Source organism: Tomitella biformata AHU 1821, assembly GCF_000524475.1.
GTDB classification, from domain to species: Bacteria; Actinomycetota; Actinomycetes; order Mycobacteriales; family Mycobacteriaceae; genus Tomitella; species Tomitella biformata.
Map to the genome: position 1 here is coordinate 101782 of NZ_BAVQ01000003.1, position 26571 is coordinate 128352.

The following is a 26571-nucleotide window of genomic DNA, read 5'->3' on the forward strand; positions in this document are numbered from 1 at the left end:
GACAACGTGACAAATTCTGACTCCGCGCTCTTCCGGCCGCTGCAGGTGCGCTCGCTCGAGCTGAAGAACCGCCTGGTCATGTCCCCCATGACCCGCTCCCACTCGACCGGCGGCGTGCCCGGGCAGGACGTCGCGGACTACTACCGCCGGCGCGCCGAGGGCGGCACCGGCCTGATCGTCACCGAGGGCGTGACGATCGACCACCCCATGTCCGTGGACAACGACAACGTGCCCACGATGTACGGCGAGGCAGCCCTCGCGGGCTGGCGCAAGGTCGTCGACGACGTGCACGCGGCCGGCGGCAAGATCGTGCCGCAGCTCTGGCACGTCGGCCCGCTGTGGGGCGCGATGAAGCGCGTCGACCCGGCGCTCAAGCCCATGCGCCCCTCGGGCCGCTGGGGCACCCCCGGCGTCACGTCCTACCCGGACAAGCTCGTCGCACGCCAGCTGCCCGACACCGAGCCGATGACCGAGCAGGACATCCAGGACGTCATCGCCGCATTCGCCCGCTCCGCCAAGGCCGCGAAGGAGGTCGGCTTCGACGGCATCGCGCTGCACGGCGGCCACGGCTACCTGCTGGACTCGTTCATGTGGGCCGACACCAACCGCCGCGACGACGCGTGGGGCGGCACCATCGAGAAGCGCGCCGCGTTCCCGGCCGCCGTCGTGCGCGCGATCCGCGAGGCCATCGGCGACGAGCTGCCGATCATCTACCGTTTCTCCCAGCACAAGCAGCAGGACTTCACCGCGAAGATCGCGGAGACCCCCGAGGACCTCGGCATTCTGCTGAACGCGCTGGTCGACGCCGGCGTGGACGTGCTCGACGCCAGCATCCGCCGCTTCGACCTCCCTGCCTTCGAGGGCAGCGACCTCTCGCTCGCCGGCTGGGCGAAAGAGCTCACCGGTGCCGTGTCGATGGCCGTCGGCAGCTTCGGCCTCGGGAAGTCGCTGCGCGATAGCCGCGCCGAGGGCGGCTCCCCTGTCGTCGACAACCGCGACGAGTTGGAGCGACGCCTGGGCTCCGACGAGTTCGACCTGATCGCCGTCGGCCGCCTGCACCTGGCAGATCCGGCCCTGGCGGAAACCCTGCGCCTCGGCGGCGACCTGCCCGCGTTCGACCGTGCGGCGCACGAGGGTTCGTTGACCTAGGACACCGCCCGACGGCGCTCCCCCTGCCCTAGATCCCCGGGAGCGGGAGCGCCGTCGGCGTCGGGCACTGCGGCTGGTGTGTGCTCGCGTACCCGGGGCTAAGCGCTGAGAGCGCGAGGAAGGCGACGCCCGGGTCCGACGGCAGCCCGCCATGGTCGACGGAGTCCCGCGGACACACGCTCTGCAGCCACACATTGTCGACGATCGCGCCCGGACCGGCCGTCAGGAACGTGGCCTCCGGAGGGGTCGAGACAAGGTCCCAGCTGTCCGCGATCACCGTGTAGTGCACGCCCGGCATGGTGTCGCCGCCGGCGTTGAGCCTGGTGATGAACGCGCTGCCGACGAGCTGCTGGACCCCGGCCTGAGAGACCACCGGCGTCGTCAGAGCCTCCGCGTCCGGGTTCCCCGCGATGAGCAGGCCCAGCCCGGACAGCGTCGTGCCGTGGTTGGTCGCCCCGGCGGTGACCAGGGTGCGCACCTTGTTGCGCCCCGGGTCCGCAGCGTCCGCGCCCCCGTCAAAGCGCAGGTACTGCCGGCTCATCGGGCCACCCTGCGAGTGCGCCACCAGATCCACCTGAGCGGCCCCGGTCGCGTCGAGAACCCGGTCCACGAACGCCGCCAGCTCCCCGGCCGACTTGGCGATGTCACCGGTCCCGAAGTAGCCCCTCTGCTCCCCCGCCAGGCTCGACGGATCCGCGCCGTAGTTCAGCGCGAACACGCAGAACCCGTTCGCCTTCAGCTGCGGCGACAGCGCGTTCCAGTTGTCCCGGTTGCCATAGGTGCCGTGCACCAGGACCACCGCGCGTGGATGCTCGGCCGTCGGCTCGCAGTCCCAGTCGTCTGCCCCGGGGGGCGGCACGCTGCCGTCGGTGACCAAACCCTGCGCGGGAGGATCCGCCGCAGGCTGCCCGGACGCGGGAATAGCTTGGCCGAGGACCAAAAATCCGGCGGCCACCAGAACGCCCACCCCGCGGATCTGCCACCTGGCCATGAATTCACGGTAGTCCCATCCGCCCGGTGGCGGAACCCCCACCGCCGCCGTTACCCGCCATGCGGGATGTCCGATGCGCGCTGGCAGGATCGTTGGGTAGCTTTCAATGTGAGCTAAACAACTGACCACTTTGAAAGGCACTCACGTGACCACACAGCAGCAGCGTTTCGCCGGCAAGGTCGTGTTCATCACCGGGGCCGCCCGCGGCCAGGGCCGGGCAGAGGCACTGAAGTTCGCGAGCGAGGGCGCGAACATCATTGCGATCGACGCCTGCGCGGAGTTCACCTCCACCTCCTACCCGGGTGCCACCGACTCGGACCTCGCCGAGACGGTCCGCCTGGTCGAGGCCACCGGGCAGAAGATCGCCGCCACCAAGGTCGATGTCCGTGACTTCGACGGCCTCTCCGCCGCGCTCAATGACGGCATCGCGCTGTTCGGCCGCCTGGACGTCGTCGTCGCGAACGCCGGCATCTGCTCCGGCAAGATGTCCTGGGAGATCACCGCCGAGCAGTGGCAGGAGACCATCGACGTCAACCTGACCGGCACGTTCAACACGGCCAAGGCCGCGATCCCGTTCCTGATCGAGCAGGGCGAGGGCGGCTCGCTGGTGTTCACCAGCTCCGTGTCCGGCCTCAAGGGCACGCCCTTCACCGCCCACTACGTCGCCTCCAAGCACGGCGTGACCGGGCTGGCCAAGACGATGGCGAACGAGCTCGGCGAGCACAAGATCCGCGTCAACACCGTGCACCCCGCGGGCGTCGAGACCGGCATGAATCTGGGCGCCGACATGCCGCAGCTGTTCGCCGCGCACGCCAACACCATGGGCGCGATCTTCCAGAACTCGCTGCCCTACGCCATCTCGCAGCCGGAGGACATCGCGGACGTCGTCCTGTGGGTCTCCTCCGACGAGGCGAAGTACATCACCGGCGCGCAGATCCCCGTCGACTTCGGCAACTGCAACCGGTAGTGCTGAGCGGCTGAAACTCGTCGACGGACCTGGTCGACGCCACCCGCGACGGGCTCGGCCCCGGCCCGCACACAGGGCCGGGGCCGAGCCATCCTCGTTCAGCTCACCGTGATCTCCTGCTCCATCCCGAGCATGTAATGCGGTTGCCCCGTCGCCGGGTCCACCACGAAGCACACCAGCAGATATGAGCCGGGCTGCAGGGTCAGCGTCGTGTCCTGCGACATCCCGTCGGCCAGGGCCGCGACCCCGCCCATCGTCACATACGGCGGCTGTCCCGCGGGCTCGCTGGCCAGCGCCGCCTTGACGTCGTCGAGCGTCTTTCCCGGCGCCGCCCCGAGGACGGTCAGCTCATGCGGCTCGGGTCCGTCGTTGGTGACGGTCATCGGCTTGTTCCAGTCGATCGCCGCCGGCTCCGAGAACCGGAAGTCGGAGAGCTCCACCGTGTTGCTCGAGGTGGGCATTGCCGCGCTGTTGGCCTGGGTGGACGTGGTGAAGCTGCCCATCATGCCCAGCGCGTAGTGCGGTTTCCCGCCCGGCCCGGGGATCTGGCAGATCACCATGTAGGTGGATGACGGCTCTAGGTTGGCGATGACGCTGGACGTGCCGCCCGGCCCCACCGCGTTCGGCCCGCCCGCGAAGGTCGCCAGCGGCATCACGGCGCCGATGCCCTCGGGGCCCAGGATCGCCGCCGTGAACTGCTCGGATGTCACCCCGTCGTTTAGCCGCAGCAACTGCGCCTGGTGCGGCATCATCGTGTCGGCGTTCTTGAGTTCGACGGTCACCACACCGGCCTCCGCCTCGGCGCCCGAGAGGCTGTAGCTCATCTTGCCGTCCGGTGTCGTCTGATCGGCGGTGATCGTGAAGGTCGGCAGGCTTGCTGTCTCGGCGCTGCCGGACGTGGCCGCGCTGCCGGAGGTGGTGGTGCCCGACGCAGCCGCGGCGGTAGTCGTCGCCGTCGAATCTGTCGAGCTGCCACACGCGCTCACAGCGCCACCGCACACCAACGCGATCGCGCTGACCGCCACGATCGATTTGGCTAGGACTGGAATTCTCATCTGAAACTCCATTGGAGACAGGCTGTCCGGCGGCAGCGGCCGGGCTCCCTCGAACATTCTCTGGTGTCAGGTGCCGCCCCGTGCGCTGCTGCCTCGGGGCGGGCCAACTCGATATCGCCTCAATCCGCCGCCCACGGAGCGGGCGGCCCATGATGTCACAGTAGACCGGCCAATCGCTGATAGATATGAAAAATAGTCGAACTCGCATAGCACGGCCCGCTGCGCCCGCGCTGCCTCGTGGGCCTGGCCTACGGGGCCGGCCGGCGCGGCGACGCCCATCACTGATTTCGGGGATGATTCCTGAGCAAAACAAGGACCACTCCGGTCGTGATCAGCATCAGTGCGGCGGTGGCGCCCGCCGCAAAGTGCATACCGTTCACGAAGGCGGCCTGCGCGGATACGAACATGGCATCGCCGGCAGGGCTGGCCAGGTCATGGGCCACGTGCACGGCGCCGCCGAGGGTCGCCTGCGCCGCGTCGGCGTCGGCGCCGCTGAGCCCGCCCACGTCGATCCCGCCCCGGTAGAAGGCCATGACCACGCTGCCCAGCACGGCGACACCGGATGCGATGCCCAACTCATAGGACGTCTCGGACATGCCAGAGGCCGCGCCAGCGCGCTCGGGCTCGACGACGTCGACCACCAGTGCGGAGGTCAGTGTCAGGCCCAGCCCGGAGCCGAGGCCGATAATGCCGAAGCCGATAGCGAAGATCAGCGCATCGCCCTCCACCCGGAGGGCCAACAGGATCAGCGCGCCGATAGCGGCGAAGAGCATCGAGCCCGCCAAGGCCCAGCGGTTGCCCCACTTGCGCGCGACCCAGCCGGCCGCCAACGCCGTGAGCATGCTCGCAGCGGTGCCCGGCACCGCGATGAGCCCGGCCTGCAGCGGCGAGTAGCCGAGCACCATCTGCAGGTACTGGGTGCCGAAGAATAGGACGCCAGCCAGGCCAAACACGCACAGGAGGTTGATGAGGATCGCCGTCGTGAAGATCGGCTTGCTGAACAGGGTGACGTCGATCAGCGGGTCCTTAATCCGGCGCTGGCGGCGGAAGAACAGCCAGCCGGCCACCACCCCGAGCGCCACGATCGGCACCAGCGACCACGTCGGCCCGTTGATCGCCCCCTCCTTGAGCGCGTATACGAGCGGCACCATCATCACGATCGACAAGGCCGCGCCGATGGCATCGAGCCGGCCCGGGTTCGGATCCCGCGACTCAGGGATCAAGAACGGGGCGAGGATCAGCATGACGATCAGCACCGGCACGTTGATCAGGAACACCGAGCCCCACCAGAAGTGCTCCAGCAGCCAGCCGCCGACCAACGGCCCGCCCGCCGCGCCGCCGCCCCACATCGCACCCCAGACGCCGATCGCGGTGGCCCGCTGTCGCGAGTCGTGGAACATGGAGCGGATCAGGCCCAGGGTCGAGGGCATCAGCGTGGCGCCGAAGACCCCGAGCAGGACCCGTGCCGCGATGAGCATCTCCGGGGTGGTCGAGAACGCCGCGAAGATCGATGCGAGGCCGAAGCCAGCCGCGCCGATCATGAGCAGTTTGCGCCGCCCGACCCGGTCGCTGAGCACACCCATCGTCACCAGCAGCGCCGCCAAGACGAAGGAGTAGATGTCGATGATCCAGAGCAATTGCGTGCTGCTGGGCTCCAGGTCCTTCGACATCGAGGGCACCGCGAGGTCCAGGACCGTGCCGTCGATGGCGATCAGGAGCACCGCGCCGCATAGGACGGTCAGGCCCAGCCAATCCCGTCCTGTCGCCCGCCTGGAGTCGACCTGCTGTGCTTGCGCGGACACCCTGGAACTCCCCACTGATAAACCGTCTAGACGGTACAGACTTTAACAGCCGACCGTCTGGACGGTATAGTGCCGTGGCATGACTCACTCCGAGCCGACTCCCGCGCCTGCCCGCTCGACCAGGGACCGCATCCTCGACGCGCTGGAGCAACTGCTACTCGACGCCGGGCCACTGCACACCACTCTCGACGCCGTGGCCGCGGCCGCAGGCGTCTCGAAGGGCGGCCTGCTGTACCACTTCCCCAGCAAAGATGCGCTGCTCGCAGCGATGGTCCGAAGGCTGGGCGAGCGTTCCGACGCGCAGCTCGCCGCGGCGGTCGCCGGCGGCAGTTCCATCAGCGAGTTCTACCTGCAGTTGATCGACACCGACGAGTTCGAGGACCACCCGCTCTATCAGTCGGCAATCGCGTCGCTGCGCAGCGTCGACGGGCAGGACACCGAGATCCAGCGAGCCGTCACCGAGGTCATGCGCGGCTGGGACGACGGGCTCCGCAAGGAGCTCGCCGACCCGGTGCAGGCGGAGATCGTCCGGCTGGCCGGCGACGGGCTGTTCCTCGCCAGCTTGCTAGGACTCCCCCAGCCCGATCCCGAACTGCACCGCCGGGTGGTCGCCCGGCTCCTCGGCCACGACTAACCCCCCGCCGAACGGCGTCAGGTCAGATAGCGGTATGCGGGCGAGCCCGGCACTAGTCGCTCGACATGCATGCGGGAGTCCGTCATCCGCTCGATCAGCGGGGCCAGGCAGTCCGCGCGGCCCAACTCGATGCCGACCAGCGCCTCTCCGGTGTCCCGGTTGTTGCGCTTGACGTACTCGAAGAGCGTGATGTCGTCGTCCGGGCCGAGGACCTCGTCGAGGAATCTGCGCAGCGCGCCCGGCTCCTGCGGGAAGCCGACCAGGAAGTAGTGCTTGAGGCCCAGGTGCACCAGCGAGCGCTCGAGGACCTCGCCGTAGCGGGAGACGTCGTTGTTGCCGCCGGAGATCACGCAGACCACCGTCGAGCCTGGCTCGAACTCCAGGCCGCTCAGCGCGGTCACCGACAACGCGCCGGCGGGCTCCGCGATGATGCCCTCGTTCTGATATAGGTCCAGCATCGCGGTGCAGACCGCGCCCTCGTCGACCTGCAGCATCGTGATGCCGCCCGCGCCGGGCTGCTTGATCGGCACGGTGATCAGCGGCAGCGAGGAATGCGTCACGCATTCGGCCCCCGCCGCCATCAGGATCTCCAGCGGCAGCTCGCCCACGCGCCCGACGGCCGCGCCGTCCACGAATGGGTCGACCTCATCGAGGGTCACCGCGCGGCCGGCGGCCAGCGCCTCGGTCATCGACGGCGCGCCAGTGGGCTCCACACCCACGACGGTGACGTCGGGAGTGCGCTCGTGCAGGTATGAGACCAGCCCCGCGATCAGCCCGCCACCGCCGACCGGCACCACGACGGTGTCCGGCGCCGTGCCGAGCTGCCCCAGGATCTCGGCGGCGACGGTGCCCTGACCTGCGACGGTGCGGATGTCATCGAACGGCGGGACCATCGTCGCGCCCGTGTTCTCGGTGTCCTCTTTGGCCGCCGCGGCCGCGGCGTCGTAGCTACCGCCCCCGACCACCAACTCTACGAAGCCGCCGCCGTGCACCATGATCCGGTCGCGCTTCTGCTTCGGTGTCTTCGCCGGCACGTAGATGCGGCCCTTGATGCCGAGAGTGCGGCAGGCGAACGCGACGCCCTGGGCATGATTGCCGGCGCTGGCCGCGACGACGCCCGCGGCGCGCTCGGACTCATTGAGCTGCAGCATCAGGTTGTAGGCGCCGCGCAGCTTATAGGAGCGGACGACCTGTAGGTCCTCCCGCTTGAGGTAGACGTTCGCGCCGGTGGCGGCGGAGAGCCGGTCGCAGCGCTCCAGCGGCGTAGCGGCGATGACCCCCGAAATTCGCACCGCAGCCGCGTCGATATCGGCGGCGCTGACCGCTCGTCGCTGGGCTGGGTGCGTGTTGGTCATGTTTTCGCTCGTCACAAGTGCCCATTCTGTCACTGGTCGCTGTCCGCTACCGTCTCGCCCCTGTTCGCGGACGAATTGCCGATTCGCCCGCTAGCCGCCGAGGCAGCTCGGGCCGAGCAGTGCCTTCAGGTCCCCCATCAGGGCGGACGTGGGGTCCACCTTGAGTCGGTCGTCGAGCTTGAGCGTGGTGATCTTGTCCCCGCTGAGCAGCCGCACGTGCACGTCCGATTTGCCGGGGTGCCGGGCGAGGATCTGCTTGAGCGCCCCCACCTTGTCGGGGGTGCACATGCGGGTCTGCAGGCTGACCGCGACCGGCCGTGAGTCGGCGGCCGAGGACACATCCGGCACCGCGAGGTCGTTGACGATGATCGACAGCCGCTCGTCACGCGCCTTGATCCGCCCGCTGACCAGCACAATCGCATCGTCTGCGACGTCCATGCCCAGCACCGAGTAGGTCTGCGGGAAGAACATCACCTCGACGCCGCCGTTGAGGTCCTCCAGCCGCGCCGACGCCCACGACAGGCCCTGCTTGTTCACCCGCCGCTCGACCGAGGACAGGATGCCGCCGACCGTGACCTGCTGGCCGTCCTTGACGCGGCCCTCGAGGATCGCGGGAATCGACGCGTCCGACATCTTGGCCAGCAGGTGCTCGACGCCGTTGAGGGGGTGGCCGGTGACGTAGAGGCCCAGCATCTCGCGCTCGAGCGCCAGCTTGTGCTTGGTCTCCCACTCCTCGTCTGGGATCGCGACGTTGAACACGGACGCGTTCTCGTCGTCGTCCCCACCGCCGCCGAACAGGTCGAACTGGCCGATGGCCTCGGCCTTCTTCGTGCTCATGACCGCGTCGACGGCGTCGGCATGCACCAGCAGCAGGCCCTTGCGGGGGTGGTCGAGGGAGTCGAAACCGCCGGCCTTGATCAGCGACTCGATCGGCTTCTTGCCGCATGCGACCGCGTCGACCTTGCCGAGGTAGTCGGAGAAGCTGGCGAACGCGCCCTTCTCCCTGCGCGCCGTGACAATCGAGTTCACGACGTTGGCGCCCACGTTGCGGATACCACCGAGGCCGAAGCGGATGTCCGTGCCCACCGACGTGAAGTTCATGGACGACTCGTTGACGTCCGGCGCGAGCACCGTGATGCCGAGGTGGCGGCAGTCCGCGAGGTAGATCGCGGCCTTGTCCTTGTCATCGCCCACGGAGGTGAGCAGGCCCGCCATGTACTCGGCCTGGTAGTTCGCCTTCATGTACGCCGTCCAGTAGGACACGAGCCCATAGGCGGCGGCGTGCGATTTGTTGAACGCGTAGCCGGCGAACGGCAAGACCGTGTCCCACAGCGCGGTGATCGCGGGCTGGGAGAAGCCGTTGTCCAGCATGCCCTGCTGGAAGCCGCCGTAGGCCTCGTCCAGGATCTCCTTCTTCTTCTTGCCCATGGCGCGGCGCAGCAGGTCGGCCTGGCCCAGCGAGTAGCCGGCGACCTTCTGCGCGATCTGCATGATCTGCTCCTGATACACGATCAGGCCGAAGGTCTCGGAGAGGATCTCCGCCAGTGGCTCCTCGAGCTCCGGGTGGATTGGCGAGACCTGCTGCAGCCCGTTCTTGCGCTTGGCGTAGTCGGTGTGCGCGTTCACGCCCATCGGGCCGGGGCGGTAGAGCGCGAGCACTGCGACGATGTCCTCGAAGCGGGTGGGCTTCATGAGCTTGAGCAGCTCGCGCATCGCGACGCCGTCGAGCTGGAACACGCCCAGCGTCTCACCGCGCGCCAGGAGCTCGTAGCTCTTCGGGTCGTCGAGGGGCAGCGTGTCCAGGTTGAGGTCGATCCCCCGGTTCGCCTTGAGGTTGTCAATGGCGTCGCCCAGGACCGTGAGGTTGCGCAGCCCCAAAAAGTCCATCTTCAGCAGGCCGATGTCCTCGCAGGACGGATAGTCCCAGCCGGTGATCAGCGCACCGTCCTGAGGCCGCTTCCACAGCGGGATCGCGTCCGTCAGCGGCTCGGAGGACATGATCACCGCGCAGGCGTGCACGCCGGCGTTGCGGATCAGGCCCTCGAGGCCCAGCGCCGTCTGGTAGATCGTCTTGACATCCGGGTCCGTGTCGATCAACGCCCGGACCTCGGAGGCCTCCTTATAGCGCTCATCGCTCGGGTCGGTGATGCCGGCGACGGAGATGTCCTTCGCCATGACCGCCGGCGGCAGCGCCTTCGTGATGCGGTCCGCCATCGCGAAGCCCGGCTGGCCGAAGTGCACCCGTGCCGAGTCCTTGAACGCGGCCTTCGTCTTGATGGTGCCGAACGTGATCACCTGCGCCACGCGGTCCTCACCCCAGCGTTCGGAGGCGTAGCGAATCATCTCGCCGCGGCGGCGGTCATCGAAGTCGATATCGATATCGGGCATCGACACGCGCTCAGGGTTGAGGAACCGCTCGAACAGCAGCCCATACGGGATCGGGTCGATGTTGGTGATGCCCAGCGCGTACGCGACGAGCGAGCCGGCGGCCGAGCCGCGGCCCGGGCCGACGCGGATGCCGACCTCGAGGGCGTGCCGGATCAGGTCGCCAACGACGAGGAAGTAGGCCGGGAAGCCCATCTGGGCGATGACACCGAGCTCGAACAGCACGCGCTCGGTGTAGGCCGGCGGCACCGCGCCTGGGAAGCGCCGCTCAAGTCCTTGGAGCACCTCGGCCTTGAGCCAGCTGTTCTGGTCGTGGCCCTCGGGGACGGGGAAGACCGGCATCCGGTCGCGGGGCTCCCACACCTCGGCATAGGACTCGACCCGCTCGGCGATCAGCAGCGTGTTGTCGCAGGCGCCGGGCACCTCGTCGTCGAACAGCGCGCGCATCTCCGCGGCGGACTTGAGGTAGTAGCCGTCGCCGTCGAACTTGAAGCGCGTCGGGTCGTTGAGGGTCTTGCCGGTCTGCAGGCACAGCAGCGCCTCGTGGGTCTGCGCGAACTCCTTGGAGACGTAGTGGCAGTCGTTGGTGGCCACCGGCGGGATCTCGAGGGTCTTGCTGATCTCCATGAGCCCGCTGCGCACGCGTCGCTCGATCGACAGTCCGTGGTCCATGACCTCAAGGAAGTAGTTCTCCGGGCCAAAGATCTCCTGCCACTTCGCGGCCGACTCCAGCGCCTCGCGGTCCTGGCCGAGGCGCAGCCGCGTCTGGACCTCGCCGGACGGGCAGCCGGTGGTGGCGATGATGCCCTCGGCGTGCTCGGCGATCAGCTCCGAGTCCATGCGCGGCCACTTGCCGAGCTGGCCCTCGATCGAGGCCAGCGAGGACAGCTTGAACAGGTTCCGCAGCCCCGTCGCGTTCTGGGCGACCATCGTGATGTGCGTGTACGCGCCGCTACCGGACACGTCGTCGGACTTCTGGTCACGGGTACCCCACAGGACCCGCTTGGTGTTCAAGCGCGACTCCGGCGCGACGTACGCCTCGATGCCGATGATCGGCTTGACGTCGTAGCCCGTGGACTTCTTGAGCTTCTTCGTCGCGTTGTAGAACTCACTGGCGCCGAACATGTTGCCGTGGTCCGTCATGCCCACCGCGGTCATTCCGAGCCGTTTGGCCTCGTCGAACAACGGACCGGTCTTCGCGGCGCCGTCGAGCATCGAATACTCGGTGTGGTTATGCAGGTGCACAAACGAGCCAGTCACGTAACACGCACTCTTTCTCTCGACCCAGACACAGCCATCCAACGATCGCGGTGCGCTCCGAGTCTAGGCGGCCACACCGACAACCTCACCTCGGCTCGGAACTGGACGCGCGGCGGCGCGCGAACCCGAGCTGGTGTATGTCAGCCGCCCGCCCCGGGCAGGAGTGCGCGCAGGCCGAACCGCCCGAACACCGCGTCCGCGGGCAGCGCCTCCACAGCGCGGACGCCCGGCCGCTCGGCGATCTCCCGCAGCTCGCCGGACGCCCCGCGCACCAGCACCCCCACCACGCACGCGCAGCCGGCCCGCAGGTCCGCCGCCGCGGTGGCCCGCACGCCCTCGAGCACCGCCGCGGACATGTCGGCCTCGAGCTGCGCCGCAGCAAGGGCCTGCGCGCCGGAAAGCAGCCCCGCGGGGTCGTCCGATGCGCCGGTGGAGACTGTGATCAGGGGGCTCTGCGCGCCGGCCGCCAGCGACCAGAACTGCACCTGCGAGACGCGGGCCTGGCCCACCGCCGCAGCCGCTGCCGCCGCGGTCGAGCCGTCGTCGAAGGAGACGAGCGCCCAGCGCGACGCCGCCCCGTCGACCGCCAGGCTCTCCGCCGCCCGCGCCAGGTACTGCGCCGCGGGCTCGCCGGGGTCGGGCCCCAGCGCGTCGGTCCCCACCTGCTGGGGCGCGACGGGGTTGGCCGCGCCCAGTGCGAAGGCGAGGCCCAGCACCGCGGCCAACCCAGCCAGGCCCCAGAGCCATGACCGCTCGCGCATCTACGCGTCTCGGAGGACGTCCAGCGCGTGCTGCAGGTCGTCCGGATAGTCGCTGGTGAACTCGACGATAGCGCCGTTGGCGGGGTGCGCGAACGACAGCGAGCGCGCGTGCAGCCACTGCCGCTCTAGCCCCAGTCGTTTGGCGATCACCGGGTCCGCCCCATAGGTGAGGTCACCGCAGCAGGGGTGCTTCAGCGCGGAGAAGTGCACCCGGATCTGGTGGGTGCGGCCGGTCTCCAGGTGCACGTCGAGCAGGCTCGCGGAGCGGAACGCCTCGACGGTGTCGTAGTGGGTGATGCTGTGCTTGCCGTCCGCCATGACCGCGAACTTCCAGTCGTTGCCGCGCGCCCGCGCAATCGGCGCGTCGATGGTGCCGCTACTCGGATCGGGATGGCCCTGCACCAGCGCGTGATAGCGCTTGTCAATGGTCCGCTGCTTGAATCCGCGCTTGAGCAGGGTGTATGCCATCTCCGATGTCGCAACCACCATCACGCCGGAGGTGCCGACGTCGAGCCGGTGCACAATCCCCTGGCGCTCGTGCGCGCCCGAGGTGGAGATCCGGAAGCCGGCCGCGGCCAGGCCCCCGATGACGGTGGGTCCGGTCCAGCCGACGCTTGAGTGCGCGGCCACGCCGACCGGCTTGTCCACGACCACGATGTGCTCGTCGGCATAGATGATCTTCATGTTGTCGACGGCCTCGGCGACGATCGTCGGCGCCCGCTTGGGCTCGGGCAGGGTGACCTCGAGCCAGGCGCCGGCCCGCAGCCGCTCCGATTTTCCGGCCGGGGCGTTGTCCATGATGACCAGCCCGTCCTCCGCCATCGTCGCCGCGACGGTCCGGGAGAGCCCCAGCATCCGCGAGAGCCCCGCATCCACCCGCATGCCATCGAGCCCGTCGGGCACGGGCAGGGTCCTGGTATCAGACATTCTCATCACCGGTTCCGCTGTCGTTGGTCTGGTCGTCGGCCTTATCGTCGGCAGCCTGCACCGGGTCTTGCGCGGGCGGCTGCGGAGACATCGGCTCCACGCCGAACAGCGTCAGCGCCACCAGCAGGATCGCGCCGACGGTGATTCCCGAGTCCGCCACGTTAAACACCGGGAAGGAGCCGACGGCGAAGAAGTCGACGACATGCCCCTGCAGCGGCCCGGGCGCACGGAAAAAGCGGTCGACGAGGTTGCCCAGCGCGCCACCGAGCACCAGGCCCAGGCCCAGCGCCCACCATGCGGAGGTGAGCCGGCTGCCATAGCGGATGATCCCGATCACGACGCACACTGCGACGATCGTGAGGATCCAGGTCAGCCCCGTGGCCATCGAGAACGCGGCGCCGGCGTTGCGCACGAGGAGCAGCCGGACATGGTCGCCGATCAGGTACACCGGCACGCCCGGGGTCAGCTGGGCCACCACGATGACCTTGCTGACCAGGTCCGCGATCACCACCACGGCTGCGATCAGCCATAGCATCTTGGCGCGCGTCAGCCCGCCCGGCCGCCGTGCCCCGTCCCCGTCCTTGGCCTTGGCCTTGCTCGCGCTCACTTCGCTCCCGTCTGGGTAATTCACTGCCCCATCATCTACTACCGCGCCCACCGCTGTGACCAGCGGTGCCCGCAACCGACGCCTGCCCGGCACCGCTACTCTCGCGCGGGGCCGGGCAGGCGGGTCGATCGAGTGCGGCTATCCGGTCACGCAGGCGGGGCTGGCGATGTCGAGCAGCGTCGCGAGGTTGCAGATGCTGCTCTTCGCGAGCTTCCACTCACCCTGATCGACGACGACGTCCACGGCGCTCGGCGTCAGCTGGCCGTTGAAGTTCATGGTGAACGGCACCGACATCTGCTCGGCGCTGATCGGCGTGAGCGGCCCGACGACCGTGATGTCGCTGACCAGGCCGTCGGCCTCAGCCTGGGCGACCTTGTCCGAGAGCTGCTGCAGCAGAGTCGGATCCGCCTCGAGGCCCTGCACCAGCGCGATCTTCTCCGCCTCCGGCACGGCGGGGTCCAGCGCCATCCGGAACTTCGTGTTCAGCTCGTCCACGGTGGGCATGGCCGGCACGCCGTCGGTGGGCGCGGCGGTCGCCGAGCTGGTGGAGGTGGTGGTCTTCGCCGTCGTCTCGGTGCTGCCACCGTCGCCGCTGGAGCCGCAGGCGGTCAGCGAGAGCGCAGCCGCGAGTGCGACTGCGGCGATCACGGGCTTAGAGAAGTTCATATTCAGGTCCTCATCTTTGTGCGGCCGGAGCCTGGCCCCCACCGGTCTCAATGTCATCTATCCCGGACACGCATCCGAGACAACGCCTCCACTATGCCAAATTCTCGGCAAAGTGCTCGACGGGGGAATCTGGCGGGTCCGCGCTCCACCCCTGCCAATCCAGGCTGTCGCTCGGGTCTCCGGCGGTCAGAGACGGGTCCGCGACCGCGAAGGTCTGGACCCGTCCTGGCCCTGAGGTGCGGGTCTCGAATCGCACCGTGACCACGCCTTGCCCGCTGCCCTGGACCCACCCGTGACCGTAGTCCGGGTGGCGGACATCCGCGCCGGCGTCGAACGTCAACTCCGGCTCTGGCGGCGGGGCCGGCTCCGCCCCCATATCGTCCTGTGAGCTCGCCCACCCGCCCGCGCCATCCTGCTCCACGGGGACGGCAAGGTCCAGATCGGGGAAGAGCACCGTCTGCTGCTGCGAGGACAATCCCGCGAAGCCCACGCCGACGAGCCGGATCGCCCCGATCTCCGCGGGGTCGACCGCCACCCGCTGCGCCGCCGCGAGCAGGACGGAGAGCGAGGTGGTGGCATAGGCGAGCGTGGTCGAACGGGTCACCGCGGACATGTCCGCCTTGCGGAACTTCGCGATCACGGTCCGCGCCCCCCGGCCATCGCGCAGGAGCCGGCGGTGCGCGGCCTCCCCCGTCGCGGCCAGGGCCACCTTGATCTCGCGCTTGGTGAGCAGGTCCTTGGCGAAGGTGGTCTCGGCGCTCACGGATTTCGCCTCGCCGCGCTCGGCCACCACGCGGTCGTCAATGCCGCGGGCCAGCGCGTGCAGGGCCGGGCCGGTGGTGGCGCCCAGCAGTGAGATGATCTCCGCGCGGTCCAGCCCGGCGAGATCGCCGATGGTCTCCACTCCCACCTTCTGCAGCCGCTCGTTGGCGACGGGCCCGATGCCCCAGAGGCTGCGCACCGGCAGCGCCTCCAGCACCTCCTGCTGCTCGGCACGGGCAATCACCCGCTGCCCGCGCGGCTTCGCCAGGTCCGACGCGATCTTGGCGATCTGTTTCCCCGAGCCGGCGCCGACGGAGGCGACGAGGCCCGTCTCCTGGAGCACCCGCTCGCGGAGCCGGGCGCAGAATTCGCCCACCTGCGCGGCGGTGGCCCCGATCAGCTCCTCAGGCTCCCCGAACGCCTCGTCCATCGACAGCTGTTCGATCACCGGGATCACCGCCCGAACGGTCTGGAACACCCGAGCGCTGGCCAGGCCGTAGACCACGCCGCGGGGGCGCACCACCACGGCCCGCGCGCCGACCAGGCGGCGAGCCTGGTGCATCGGCATCGCCGAGTGGGCACCGTAGGCGCGGGCCTCGTAGCTGGCCCCGGCCACCACCCCGCGCTGGCCCGCGCCGCCGACGAGCACCGGCCGCCCGCGCAGGGTGGGCCGGGTCAACTGCTCGACGGAGGCGAAGAACGAGTCCATGTCCAGATGCAGCACCCAGCGCTGGGTGGCGCTGGGCGGGGGGCTGGCATCGGGGGTCACGCCACGATTATCGCCCGCGCCCGCTGCCGCCCGCCCGGCCGCCGTCCGAACGGGTGCGCCACCACCCCATGGTCGCCGCGACGCCGTCCTCTAGCGGCGTGGGCGCCAGCCCCAAGGCCGCCTCGCTCCAGGCACTGTTCACGGTGAACGGCCGCGTGAATTGGTAGTCCATCTCCGCGATCCCCGCCATCTCCGGCAGCGCCAGGCCCGCGCCCCGCAGCAGCCACCCGGGCAGCGGCGCCACCGTCGGCGCGCCCACGCCCGCGGCGGCCGCGTATCGGCCCGCGAGCTCGCGTTGGGTCAACGGGGCGACGGTGGGCGCGAGCAGGATCCGGTTCCACAGCTCCGGCCTACTCGCCGCCGCGATCATCGCGGCCGCCAGGTCCGGCACATAGGTGAACGAGTGCGGCTGGGCTGCGCTGCCGAGCACGCGCAGGGTCTTGCCCCCTGTGACCGCCGCCAGCATCCGGTCTCCGGCATGGGCCTTGCGTGCGTGGGGGCCGTAGAAGTCGGACGCCGCGACGATCGCCACCGGCTGCGCGTCGGCGAGCCGCGCCTCGATGAGCGCGGCGCGGATGTGGCCCTTCGCGGTGGCTGGCCGGCGCGGGCTGCCCTCCGTGATCGGCCCCGTTGGCGGCGCATAGCTATAGAGGCTCTCCGGGTACACGATCAGCGCTCCGGTCCGCGCCGCCTCCGCCCGCACGTTGCGATCCGTCGCCGGGAGGACCCGCTGCCACTCCTTATCCGTGTACTTGCCCGCGTGCAGGCAGTCGTACACCGCAGTGGCCCCGTCAAACAGCCCGCGCAGTGATTCCGGATCGAGGGCGTCGGCGCGAACCGCCTCGACCCCACCGCCGCCGCCAGCTCCCGACCGGGTCACGGTCCGCACCCGGCCGCCGCGTGCCGCCAACAGCGCCGCGACCGTCGCGCCGACGGGCCCCTGCCCGATCACCATATTCAGTTCATTCATGACAACTCATCACCTTTGCGAGCAGTGCTCTCTAATTGCGAACACCAGACTACTCCGCTCGCCGGAGGATGCAAGAGCACTGCTCTCTAAAGACATCGGGGGGCGCTTTCGTTGACAGCGCTCTGACCCCGGGGGCATGCTTCGCCCATGCCCCAGCCGCCCCACACCGATAGCCCCGCCCGCCGCGCCACCCCGCGCGAGCGGGCCCGGGTGCAAACCATGGCCGACATCGTCCGCATCGGGCGCATGGAGTTAGCCCAGCATGGGGCGGCGGCGCTGTCGCTGCGCGCGGTGGCCCGGGAGCTGGGCGTGGTCTCCTCCGCGCTGTATCGCTATATCCCCAGCCGCGACGCGCTGCTGACGCTGCTGATCGAGGACGCGTACGCGGAGATGGGCGCGGCCGTCGCCGAGGCCGAGGCCGCCGCAGCGCGCACGGACTACCGGGGCCGATTCGGGGCGACTGCCCGAGGGGTGCGGGACTGGGCGTTGCGGGAACCCGCGCGCTACGGGCTGCTCTATGGGAGCCCGGTGCCGGGATATGCGGCCCCCGCCGAGCGCACCACGGAGCCGGGCACCAGGGTCATCCGCCAACTGGTCGCGATTGTGACCGAGGCCGAGGCCGCCGGCGCCGTCACCACGCCGGCGGCGCCCGGGCCGCTCTCCCCCGCGCTGCGGGCCGACGCCGCGGCGATCCGCGCCGAGCTGGATGTGGCGGTCTCCGACGAGCTATTGACGCGAGCCGTGCTGGCATGGGTGGCGCTATTCGGCGCGGTGAGCTTCGAGGTGTTCGGCCAGTACGGCGAAGAGACTTTCGCCGCACCGGCCGAGCTCTTCGAGCATCAGGTGTCGATGCTCGCCTCGCTTATCGGACTCTAGATCAGTCCCCTGTCACTCACGCTTTGGCAAGTGTGGCCGTGACCCCGTCGCCGAGATCGATCACGGCGGCACCGGTGGCCAGCGCGCCGATGGTCAGCTCCACGGCCAGCACCTCGCCCGCGATCAGGTCGGCGTGCGTGCGCGCCCAACCCTCGAGTTCGGCCGGCACCTGCAGGCGCAGTCGGATGCGGTCGGAGATGTCCAGGCCGGCGTTGCGCCGCGCGTCCTGCAACTCGCGGACGCGGTCCTTCGCCCAGCCCTCGGCCTCCAACTCCTCGGTCACCGCGGTGTCGAGGACCACCAGGCCCGCGCCGCCGGGCAGCGCCGCCGTCGAATCGGGCTCCGCCGCAACGAGCTTCGAGGTGTACTCGCCTTCCTGCAGCTCGATGCCGGCAGCAACGATGGTGCCGTCGGCCTGCTCGGACCAGTCCCCGCTCTTGACGGCTTTGATGACCGTCTGCACGCTCTTGCCCAGGCGCGGTCCCGCCGCTCGCGCGTTGACGGCCAGCTCGAATTTTCCGTGCGTGTCGACATCCTCGCTCAGCTCCACGGCCTTGACGTTGACCTCGTCCGCGATCAGGTCCAGGAACGGGCGCAGCGACTCGCTGCCCGCCGCCGCGACGGTGACCTTTGGCAGCGGCAGGCGCACCCGCAGCTTGTTCGCCTTGCGCAGTCCCAGCACCGACGAGCAGACGGTGCGCACGTCGTCCATCGCTGTGACCAGCTCCGGGTCCGACGGCAGCAGGTCGGCGCTCGGCCAATCCGTCAGGTGCACGGAGCGCTCGCCGGTCAGGCCGCGCCAGATGACCTCGGTTGCCAGCGGCAGCAGCGGCGCGGCGAGGCGCGAGACAACCTCGAGGACCGTGTGCAGAGTGTCGAACGCGTCCGGCTCCGCGACGCTGCCCGCCCAGAAACGCGGGCGCGAGCGCCGCACGTACCAGTTGGTGAGAGCGTCGCAGAACTGCCGCAGCAGATCGCAGGCGTGGGCGACGTCGCACACGTCGAGCGCCTCGGTCATCTCATCGCGGCACTGCGCGAGCTTCGCGAGGATGTAGCGGTCCAGGACGTTCGTCGAGTCCGTGCGCCACGTCGCGGGCGCCTCGGCGTACAGCTGTAGGAAGCTCCACGAGTTCCACAGCGGCAGCAGCGCCTGGCGCACGCCCTCGCGGATACCCTGCTCGGTGACGACGAGGTTGCCACCGCGCAAGATCGGCGAGGACATCAGGAACCAGCGCATCGCGTCGGAGCCGTCGCGGTCGAACACCTCCTGCACGTCCGGGTAGTTGCCCTTGGACTTGCTCATCTTCAGCCCGTCCTCGCCCAGCACGATGCCGTGCGAGACACAGGTGCGGAACGCTGGGCGGTCGAACAGCGCGGTGCCGAGCACGTGCAGCGTGTAGAACCAGCCGCGGGTCTGGCCGATGTACTCGACGATGAAGTCGCCCGGGTAGTGGCTGTCGAACCAGTCCTTGTTCTCAAACGGGTAGTGCACCTGCGCGTAGGGCATGGAGCCGGAGTCGAACCACACGTCGAACACATCGGAGATGCGCGTCATCGTCGACTTGCCGGTGGGGTCGTCCGGGTTGGGCCGCGTCAGCTCGTCGATGTACGGGCGGTGCAGGTCCGTCGGCCGCACGCCGAAGTCCTCGGCCAACTGGTCGAGGCTGCCGTAGACGTCGATGCGCGGGTACTCGGGATTGTCTGAGACCCACACGGGGATCGGCGTGCCCCAGTAGCGATTTCGCGAGATCGACCAGTCGCGCGCACCCTTGAGCCAGTTGCCGAACTGCCCGTGCTTGATGTGCCCGGGGTACCAGGTGATGTCCTCGTTGAGCTCGACCATCCGGTCGCGGAATTCGGTCACCTTGATGAACCACGACGAGACGGCGCGGTAGATCAGCGGGTTCCCGCAGCGCCAGCAGTGGGGGTACGAGTGCTCGTAGCTTTCATGGCGCACCAGCCAGGCGCCATTTGCGGCGGCAGATCCGGTGCCCGCCTTGAGGTCTCGGATGATGGCCGCATTCGCATCGAAGACGAGTTCGCCGGCGTAGTCCGGGACCTGCGCGTCGAAGCGCCCGCCCGCGTCCACCGGGGTGACGGGGACGATGCCCACCGCGTCGGTGACCATCTTGTCGTCCTCGCCGTAGGCCGGGGCGATGTGCACGATGCCCGTGCCGTCCTCGACCGTGACGTAGTCCGCCGCCAGCACGGTGAAGGCGAGTTCCGAAGGCTTGTCGCCGTGCGAGTCCCGCTCCTGGAAGTACGGGAATGGGGGCAGGTAGCGCAGGCCGAGCAGCTCGACGCCGGTGTAGCTGCCGAGGACCTCGGGCTCCTCGCCGAACTCCTTCGCGAACTTGCCCACGAGCGCACGAGCCATGAGCACCCGCTTGCCCTCCCCTTCCGCGGGCGCCGTGGCGATGTGCACGTACTCCACCTCCGGGTGCACGGCCACCGCCAGGTTCGACGGCAGGGTCCAAGGGGTGGTGGTCCAGATCAGCAGGTGCGCGCCGTCGAGCGCCGAGAGCGCCCCGTCGTTGCCCGCGACCTGGTAGCCGACAGTCACGGCCGGGTCCTGGCGGGACTTGTAGACGTCGTCGTCCATGCGCAGCTCATGGTTGGACAGCGGGGTCTCATCACGCCAGCAGTACGGCAGCACGCGATAGCCCTCGTAGGCGAGGCCCTTGTCGTAGAGCTCCTTGAACGCCCAGATGACGGACTCCATGAACGTCACGTCCAGGGTCTTATAGTCGTTCTCGAAGTCCACCCAGCGCGCCTGGCGGGTGACGTAGCGCTCCCAGTCGTCCGTGTACTCGAGCACCGAGGTGCGGCACGCCTCATTGAACGCGGCCAGGCCCATCTCGTCGATCTGCGACTTGTCGGTGATGCCCAGCTGGCGCTCGGCCTCGAGCTCGGCGGGCAGTCCGTGGGTGTCCCAGCCGAATCGGCGCTCGACCTTCTTGCCGCGCATGGTCTGATAGCGCGGCACGATGTCCTTGACGTAGCCGGTCAGCAGATGGCCGTAGTGCGGCAGCCCGTTGGCGAACGGGGGCCCGTCGTAGAAGACGAACTCCTCCGCGTCCGCGCGGTTGTCGATGCTGGCCTTGAAGGTGTCGTCCGCGGCCCAGTACTTGAGCACCCGCTCCTCGAGCGCCGGGAACTTGGGGGTCCCGCCGGTGCCGTCGGTGAGGTCGACCTTCGGGTAGACGTGGTGGCGGCGGCCGGAAGGATCGTGGCTGGTCGACGACTCATGGCCGCCCTCTGCGATGGTCAACTCGTACTCCTCGTGCCCAAAAGTGGTGCAGCCATGAGGCTGCTTGACTCGGCACGGGGACGATCGAGCACGCTCAGCGTGATCCACCGCGGTACCACCCCGCTTACCTGAACGAGGCCGGGGGGCTCTGCTCAAGTCTCTCTTGCGAAGGCTGTGACGGGCCTGCCCGTTCGGTTCTACTAAGCCCAGATCGCGCAGTGCCATGGCACTGCGCGATCCGTGGACCGTTCTTCCGAAGACTCCCCGGTGATGGCCGGATCCTCATCGGTGCCGATACTACTCGGCGTCTAGCTCTTGTCCTGCTCCGTAGTGTCCGCCTCGGTCTTGTCCGCGGCTTCGAAGGTCTCGAAATCCTCCACCGCCCCAGTCTCAACCGCCTCAGTCTCAACCGCTGCCGTCTCGCCCTCAGCAGGCTCGACCTCAACTGGCTCGGACTCCACGGTCTCGACCGCCGGGGCGCGCACGCCTGGCGCAGGCTCGGCGGCGGAGACCGCTGCCGACCTACCTCCCTTGCGCAATCCCAGCACATCCGCGAGGAGCAAGCCGAAACCGATCAGGCAGATCACGATGCACGCCCACGCGAAGGCGACGGAGCTCGTGATCAACGCGACAACCAGGAGGGCAAAGCCCACCAGGGTCACTACCAAAGCGGCTACCAGCATTCGAGCTCCTCGTTGATAGACAAAATCTGGGGAAAGCTACGGGCGCTCGCCTACTTGCGGTTGCCGGTGCCCTTGGCGTCGGCACCCGAGTTATCCACCGGCGCTGCAGAACCGCGCTGGTTGAGCTCCTCGAGCTGCCCCTCCAGGTAGGTCTTCAGGCGGGTGCGGTACTCGCGCTCGTACGTCCGCAGGCTCTCGATCTTCGCCTCGAGGTCGCCGCGCTGCTCATTGATGGTGCCCATGACCTCAGCGTGCTTCTTCTCCGCGTCGGCCTGCAGTGCGGCAGCCTTGTCCTCCGCCTGCTTAAGCTGGCTCTCGGAGCGGTTGCGGGCGTCGGCCAGCAGCGCCTCGGCCTTCTGGCGCGCCTCCGAGAGCATCGTGTCGGACTTGCCGCGGGCCTCGGAGACCATCTGCTCGGAGCTGGCGCGGGCGTCCGCGATGGTGCGCTGCGACTCCGTCTTCGCGTCCACGGTGAGGCGGTCGGCAGTCTCCTGCGCGAGGCCCAGCAGCTTGGCGGCCTGGAGATGACCGGACTCGTCCGCCACGGCCACGGCCGGAGCCGGTGTGGGGGCGGGTGCGGGCGTCTCGACGACCTTGACGGGCTCGGGCTTGACGAAGGCGGGAGCCGCAGCGGGTGCGGCGGTGACGCCGGCCTGCTTGGCCTGCCCCAGTTCGGCCTCCAGCTCGGACACCCGTAGGGCGAGGTCTGAGTTCTCCTCGACAAGACGGGTCAGCTCAAGCTCAACAAGGTCGAGGAACTGATCGACCTCGTCCTCGTTGTAACCACGCTTCCCAATGGGAGGCTTGCTGAACGCGACGTTGTGCACATCAGCGGGAGTCAGCGGCATGGAGTATTCCCCTATCGCATTCATGGACGGTTGCTGCTATTTCAACCTAAGACAGTTCACTTCAGACTATCTTGGCACATCTGCTTACCGTCCCGCATCACTAGGACGCAAAACTGGTGACAACCTCGATCAAGACGAAAATGATCAACATCAGGAGCATGATCGACAGATCCAGCCTCACCTGGCCCAAACGCACCGGTGGGATGAGCCGCCGGAGCAGCTTGACCGGCGGGTCGGTGATGCTGAACAGCAACTCGAGGACTACAACGAGAAGGCCCTTGGGTTGCCAGTCACGTGCGAACGATCTGATGAACTCGACAATAATTCGACCGATCAGGCAGATCCAAAAGAGGTACAGCAGAACCAAGACCGCACCGAGCACAGGCGTACCTCTCATTGAAGAATGACGAACACCGGCCACCCTAGTCGGGTCGCCGGTGTTCGACGAAAGCTGCGGCTACTTGGAGTAGAAGCCGGTCTCCGCGATCCGTCGGCGATCCTCGGCCGAGACGTCGACATCCGCTGGTGAGAGAAGGAAAACCTTCGTCGCGACCTTGTCGAACGAGCCGCGGAGCGCGAATGCGAGGCCTGCGGCGAAGTCTACGAGGCGCTTCGCGTCAGCGTTGCTCATCTCCACGAGGTCCATGATCACGGGGACGCCGTCACGGAACTGCTCGCCGATGGTGCGGGCCTCGCTGTAGTCCCGCGGACGTAGCGTCGTGATCTTCGACATACCACCGGCCTCATCGAATAGCGAGCCCCCGTGCCGGGGGTTCAGCCGGGACTCGGCGCGGGCCTCCATGCGCGGGTCGACGGCGAGCGAGCCGCGGGTGGACGTCATCGGGCTGACGCGCCCGCCCCGGGCGGGAGACGCGTCCATGTGGCTCTCCGCGGCGTACCGCGGCCCCGCATAACGCTCGTCCTCGTACTCGTCGTGGGCCGAAGCGCGGTAGGTGCCGGCGCGGTAGCCGTTGTCATAGTTCTCACCCTTGCCCCGCACGGGGTCGGCGTCGTCCAAGTAGTCGTCTTCGAAGTCATCGAGTGGGACCATCCCGAAATACGCCTTGAACTTCTGCAGGCTGCTCATCGATCGACCTTCCTTGGCGGGGTGGGTTCTGTGGAAATCTCTGTCGGCAGTCGGGAGGGGTCCCGCTGACGGCTCACTGCGACGTTATCGGCCGCGGGCCGAGGATCGCGGTTCCGACACGCACACAGGTGGATCCGTGCGCGATGGCGGCCTCTAAATCCGCCGACATTCCGGCGGAGATGCCGGTCGCGCCCGGGTGCTGGGATTGCATTCGGCTGGCGATCTCCGCCAGCCGGGCGAATGCCGCTGTGGGCTCCACCCCGATCGGCGGGACGGCCATCAGCCCGGCGAGCCGCAGGCCTGTCGTGCCGGCCGTCAGGTCGGCCAACTCGTCCAACTGGTCCGCAGCCACACCGCCGCGCGCGGGATCGCCGTCCAGGCTCACCTGCAGGTAGGCGTCGAGGGGTGCCGAGCGCGCGCCCTCGTCCGCTGCCGAGACCGCGGCGGCGCCCAACGCGGTCGCCAGGCGGGCACTGTCGACCGAGTGCGCGGAGTGGGCCCACCGGGCGATGGCCCGAGCCTTGTTGCGTTGGATGCTGCCCAGCATGTGCCAGCGCGGCGCGAGGTCCGAGGTGTCGAGAAGGCCCGCGCAGTCGACCACCTTGGCGGTGGCCTCCTGCTCCCGGCTCTCCCCTAGGTCCTCGCTGCCCAGCCGGGCGAGTTCCGCGGCGTCCGCGGCCGGAAAGAACTTGGTGACGGTGATGAGGGTGACATCCGCAGCTCGACGGCCGGCGGCCGTGCAGGCGGCGTCGACGCGGGCGCGCACCGCCGACAGACCCGCCGCCAACTCGTCGGAGCGGGGCGTGCTCACGCTTGTCCTTCCGCGGAGTCGGACTCTGCCAACTCGGTCCAGATCGCACCCGCGATGCGGCCCGTGGGTGCGCCGCGGCGATGGCTGAAGAGCTCTTTGTCCTCGATGGTGCAGCGCGGGTCCACCGCGATGGCACCGACGCCATAGTCCTCAAGCTGGCGTCGCACCCCCGCCGCAATATCTAGAGCTGGTGTGCGAGAGCGGGTTTGGCTGGCACTGCCGGGCAGGTGCTTCGCCACGTCGGCCCGCATGTGCGCGGGCACCTCATAGCACTTGCCGCAGGCCGAGGGTCCGAGCAGCGCGCCAATGCGCGACGGCTCCGCCCCCAGCGCCACCATGGCGTCGAGCGCCTTCCGCACGATGCCGACCCGCGCCCCGATGCGTCCCGCATGCACCGCCGCGATGACCCCGGACTCGTCGTCCGAGAGCAGCAGCGGCACACAATCCGCGGTGAGCACCACAAGCGCCAGGCCCACCTGGTTGGTCACCAGTGCGTCCGTGACCTCCACGGGCTCGGACACGGGACCGTCGACGACGGTCACGTTCCACGAGTGCACCTGCTCCATCCACACAAGCCGCTCTGGAGCCAGGCCCACAGACGCGGCCAGGCGGCTGCGGTTGGCCGCGACGGCCTCGGGCGCGTCCCCGACGTGGTCGCCGAGGTTGAAGGAGTCGTATGGCGCAGCGGACACCCCGCCGGACCGGGTGGTGAACACCCGGCGGACCCGACGGGGTGCGCCTGCCTGAGAGTCTTCGGTCACCGGCGCATGAACGGCGGCACGTCGACGTCGTCGTCGAGATCCTCCGAGACCTGGACACGTCGGCTGCTGGACGGGGTTTCGGACGGTCCGCCCATGACCGGCGCCGCCTCTTCTGCACGGGTCTGGCCGATCTGTCCGGCGCGGGCCGAGCCGATGGTCCCGCGCGATGCGGAGCCGGGATCGGTCTGCTTGTGCTTGGGGCTGCCACCGTCGAAGCCCGCGGCGATCACGGTCACGCGGACCTCGTCGCCGAGCGAGTCGTCGATCACGGTGCCGAAGATGATGTTCGCGTCGATGTGCGCGGACTCCTGCACCAGCGAGGCCGCCTCGTTGATCTCGAACAGGCCCAGGTCGCTGCCGCCGGCGATCGACAGCAGCACGCCGTGCGCGCCGTCCATCGACGCCTCGAGCAGCGGCGAGTTGATCGCGGACTCGGCGGCCTTGATCGCGCGGCCCTCGCCGCGGGAGGAGCCGATGCCCATCAGGGCGCTACCGGCGCCGGACATGACGGACTTGACGTCCGCGAAGTCCACGTTGATCAGGCCCGGGGTGGTGATCAGGTCGGTGATGCCCTGGACGCCGTTGAGCAGGACCTCGTCCGCGGAGCGGAACGCGTCCATCAGGCTGACCTGTGCGTCGCCGAGCTGGAGCAGCCGGTCGTTCGGAATGACGATCAGCGTGTCGCAGGCCTCGCGGAGCGCGGCGATGCCGGCCTCCGCCTGGCCCCCGCGGCGCTTGCCCTCGAACGAGAACGGGCGGGTGACGACGCCGATGGTAAGCGCGCCGAGCTTCCGGGCGATGCTGGCCACGACGGGCGCGCCGCCGGTGCCGGTGCCGCCACCCTCGCCCGCGGTCACGAAGACCATGTCCGCGCCCTTGAGCAGCTCCTCGATCTCGTCCTTCGCGTCGTCGGCGGCCTTGCGGCCCACCTCGGGGTCGGCGCCGGCGCCAAGGCCCCGGGTCGAGTCTCGGCCGACGTCGAGCTTGACGTCGGCATCGCTCATCAGGAGCGCCTGGGCGTCGGTGTTGATCGCGATGAACTCGACCCCTTTGAGGCCCTGTTCGATCATTCGGTTCACGGCGTTCACACCACCGCCGCCGATTCCGACGACCTTGATTACGGCAAGGTAGTTGTGCGGGGGCGTCATTGGCTCTCGCCTTCCATGTTGGTCGGAGCAGTGGCTAGTTCGTGGTG

Annotated in this window: 23 protein-coding genes; 4 read left to right on the forward strand and 19 right to left on the reverse strand. The window is 69.0% G+C overall.

Features of this window, described 5'->3' with window-relative positions; genetic code table 11:
- Positions 1 to 6: 6 nt before the first annotated feature.
- Positions 7 to 1149, forward strand: a complete 1143-nt coding sequence (locus TBIF_RS01465; protein ID WP_024793110.1) for an oxidoreductase — start codon at positions 7 to 9, stop codon at positions 1147 to 1149.
- 28 nt (positions 1150 to 1177) lie between these two features.
- Here TBIF_RS01465 and TBIF_RS01470 read toward each other — a convergent pair whose 3' ends face one another.
- Positions 1178 to 2140 (reverse strand): esterase/lipase family protein, encoded by a 963-nt coding sequence (locus TBIF_RS01470; RefSeq protein WP_024793111.1) that lies wholly within the window; start codon positions 2138 to 2140, stop codon positions 1178 to 1180.
- 145 nt (positions 2141 to 2285) lie between these two features.
- On the opposite strand from TBIF_RS01470, the gene TBIF_RS01475 reads away from it, so the two are divergent.
- Positions 2286 to 3107 (forward strand): mycofactocin-coupled SDR family oxidoreductase, encoded by an 822-nt coding sequence (locus tag TBIF_RS01475; protein WP_024793112.1) that lies wholly within the window; start codon positions 2286 to 2288, stop codon positions 3105 to 3107.
- Between the two features lie 98 nt (positions 3108 to 3205).
- Here the strand turns inward: TBIF_RS01475 and TBIF_RS01480 are convergent, their stop codons facing one another.
- Complete coding sequence (locus TBIF_RS01480; protein WP_024793113.1) at positions 3206 to 4162, reverse strand: hypothetical protein; 957 nt, start codon at positions 4160 to 4162, stop codon at positions 3206 to 3208.
- 278 nt (positions 4163 to 4440) lie between these two features.
- Positions 4441 to 5964: an MFS transporter gene (locus TBIF_RS01485; RefSeq protein WP_024793114.1), complete on the reverse strand. Its 1524-nt coding sequence runs from the start codon at positions 5962 to 5964 to the stop codon at positions 4441 to 4443.
- A 79-nt stretch (positions 5965 to 6043) separates the two neighbouring features.
- Between TBIF_RS01485 and TBIF_RS01490 the strand changes: the two genes are divergently transcribed.
- The gene (locus tag TBIF_RS01490) at positions 6044 to 6598 is read left to right on the forward strand and encodes a TetR/AcrR family transcriptional regulator (RefSeq protein WP_024793115.1); all 555 of its coding nucleotides are present in this window, start codon (positions 6044 to 6046) and stop codon (positions 6596 to 6598) included.
- 17 nt (positions 6599 to 6615) lie between these two features.
- Here TBIF_RS01490 and ilvA read toward each other — a convergent pair whose 3' ends face one another.
- The 8 genes from ilvA to TBIF_RS01530 all read right to left on the reverse strand — a co-directional run bounded on the left by ilvA (position 6616) and on the right by TBIF_RS01530 (position 17060).
- Positions 6616 to 7953 (reverse strand): threonine ammonia-lyase IlvA, encoded by a 1338-nt coding sequence (gene ilvA / locus TBIF_RS01495; RefSeq protein ID WP_024793116.1) that lies wholly within the window; start codon positions 7951 to 7953, stop codon positions 6616 to 6618.
- A gap of 90 nt (positions 7954 to 8043) precedes the next feature.
- Positions 8044 to 11598 (reverse strand): DNA polymerase III subunit alpha, encoded by a 3555-nt coding sequence (dnaE, locus tag TBIF_RS01500; protein ID WP_024793117.1) that lies wholly within the window; start codon positions 11596 to 11598, stop codon positions 8044 to 8046.
- A gap of 140 nt (positions 11599 to 11738) precedes the next feature.
- Positions 11739 to 12359, reverse strand: coding sequence for a hypothetical protein (locus TBIF_RS01505; RefSeq protein ID WP_024793118.1), 621 nt, complete (start codon positions 12357 to 12359; stop codon positions 11739 to 11741).
- Positions 12360 to 13286, reverse strand: coding sequence for an RluA family pseudouridine synthase (locus tag TBIF_RS01510; RefSeq protein ID WP_038169369.1), 927 nt, complete (start codon positions 13284 to 13286; stop codon positions 12360 to 12362).
- Positions 13279 to 13917, reverse strand: a complete 639-nt coding sequence (gene lspA, locus TBIF_RS22615; protein WP_084611481.1) for a signal peptidase II — start codon at positions 13915 to 13917, stop codon at positions 13279 to 13281. Before lspA ends, TBIF_RS01510 begins: the two co-directional genes overlap by 8 nt.
- Positions 13918 to 14031: 114 nt before the next feature.
- On the reverse strand, positions 14032 to 14559 hold the full coding sequence (locus TBIF_RS01520; RefSeq protein WP_024793121.1) for a WKL family lipoprotein: 528 nt from the start codon (positions 14557 to 14559) through the stop codon (positions 14032 to 14034).
- A 91-nt stretch (positions 14560 to 14650) separates the two neighbouring features.
- Positions 14651 to 16090, reverse strand: a complete 1440-nt coding sequence (locus TBIF_RS01525) for a DNA polymerase IV (protein WP_024793122.1) — start codon at positions 16088 to 16090, stop codon at positions 14651 to 14653.
- A gap of 7 nt (positions 16091 to 16097) precedes the next feature.
- Positions 16098 to 17060 carry an NAD-dependent epimerase/dehydratase family protein gene (locus TBIF_RS01530; RefSeq protein WP_024793123.1) on the reverse strand — a complete coding sequence of 321 codons (963 nt, stop codon included), beginning with the start codon at positions 17058 to 17060 and terminating at the stop codon, positions 16098 to 16100.
- Between the two features lie 147 nt (positions 17061 to 17207).
- Between TBIF_RS01530 and TBIF_RS01535 the strand changes: the two genes are divergently transcribed.
- On the forward strand, positions 17208 to 17936 hold the full coding sequence (locus TBIF_RS01535; RefSeq protein WP_024793124.1) for a TetR/AcrR family transcriptional regulator: 729 nt from the start codon (positions 17208 to 17210) through the stop codon (positions 17934 to 17936).
- A 16-nt stretch (positions 17937 to 17952) separates the two neighbouring features.
- On the opposite strand, the gene ileS is transcribed toward TBIF_RS01535, so the two are convergent.
- The 8 genes from ileS to ftsZ all read right to left on the reverse strand — a co-directional run bounded on the left by ileS (position 17953) and on the right by ftsZ (position 26524).
- Entirely contained in the window at positions 17953 to 21201 is a 3249-nt protein-coding gene (ileS, locus tag TBIF_RS01540) for an isoleucine--tRNA ligase (protein WP_235174453.1), read from the reverse strand.
- Positions 21202 to 21494: 293 nt separating this feature from the next.
- On the reverse strand, positions 21495 to 21869 hold the full coding sequence (locus TBIF_RS26075; protein WP_024793126.1) for a hypothetical protein: 375 nt from the start codon (positions 21867 to 21869) through the stop codon (positions 21495 to 21497).
- A gap of 50 nt (positions 21870 to 21919) precedes the next feature.
- Complete coding sequence (wag31, locus tag TBIF_RS22625) at positions 21920 to 22717, reverse strand: DivIVA-like cell division protein Wag31 (protein ID WP_038169370.1); 798 nt, start codon at positions 22715 to 22717, stop codon at positions 21920 to 21922.
- A 100-nt stretch (positions 22718 to 22817) separates the two neighbouring features.
- Positions 22818 to 23114 (reverse strand): YggT family protein, encoded by a 297-nt coding sequence (locus tag TBIF_RS01555; protein WP_038169371.1) that lies wholly within the window; start codon positions 23112 to 23114, stop codon positions 22818 to 22820.
- A gap of 60 nt (positions 23115 to 23174) precedes the next feature.
- Positions 23175 to 23804: a cell division protein SepF gene (locus TBIF_RS01560; protein WP_024793128.1), complete on the reverse strand. Its 630-nt coding sequence runs from the start codon at positions 23802 to 23804 to the stop codon at positions 23175 to 23177.
- Positions 23805 to 23877: 73 nt separating this feature from the next.
- Positions 23878 to 24615 (reverse strand): YggS family pyridoxal phosphate-dependent enzyme, encoded by a 738-nt coding sequence (locus TBIF_RS01565; protein WP_024793129.1) that lies wholly within the window; start codon positions 24613 to 24615, stop codon positions 23878 to 23880.
- Positions 24612 to 25376 carry a peptidoglycan editing factor PgeF gene (pgeF, locus tag TBIF_RS01570; protein WP_038169372.1) on the reverse strand — a complete coding sequence of 255 codons (765 nt, stop codon included), beginning with the start codon at positions 25374 to 25376 and terminating at the stop codon, positions 24612 to 24614. Before pgeF ends, TBIF_RS01565 begins: the two co-directional genes overlap by 4 nt.
- Positions 25373 to 26524 (reverse strand): cell division protein FtsZ, encoded by a 1152-nt coding sequence (gene ftsZ, locus TBIF_RS01575; protein WP_024793131.1) that lies wholly within the window; start codon positions 26522 to 26524, stop codon positions 25373 to 25375. The genes pgeF and ftsZ overlap by 4 nt, the downstream gene beginning before the upstream one ends.
- Between the last annotated feature and the right edge of the window lie 47 nt (positions 26525 to 26571).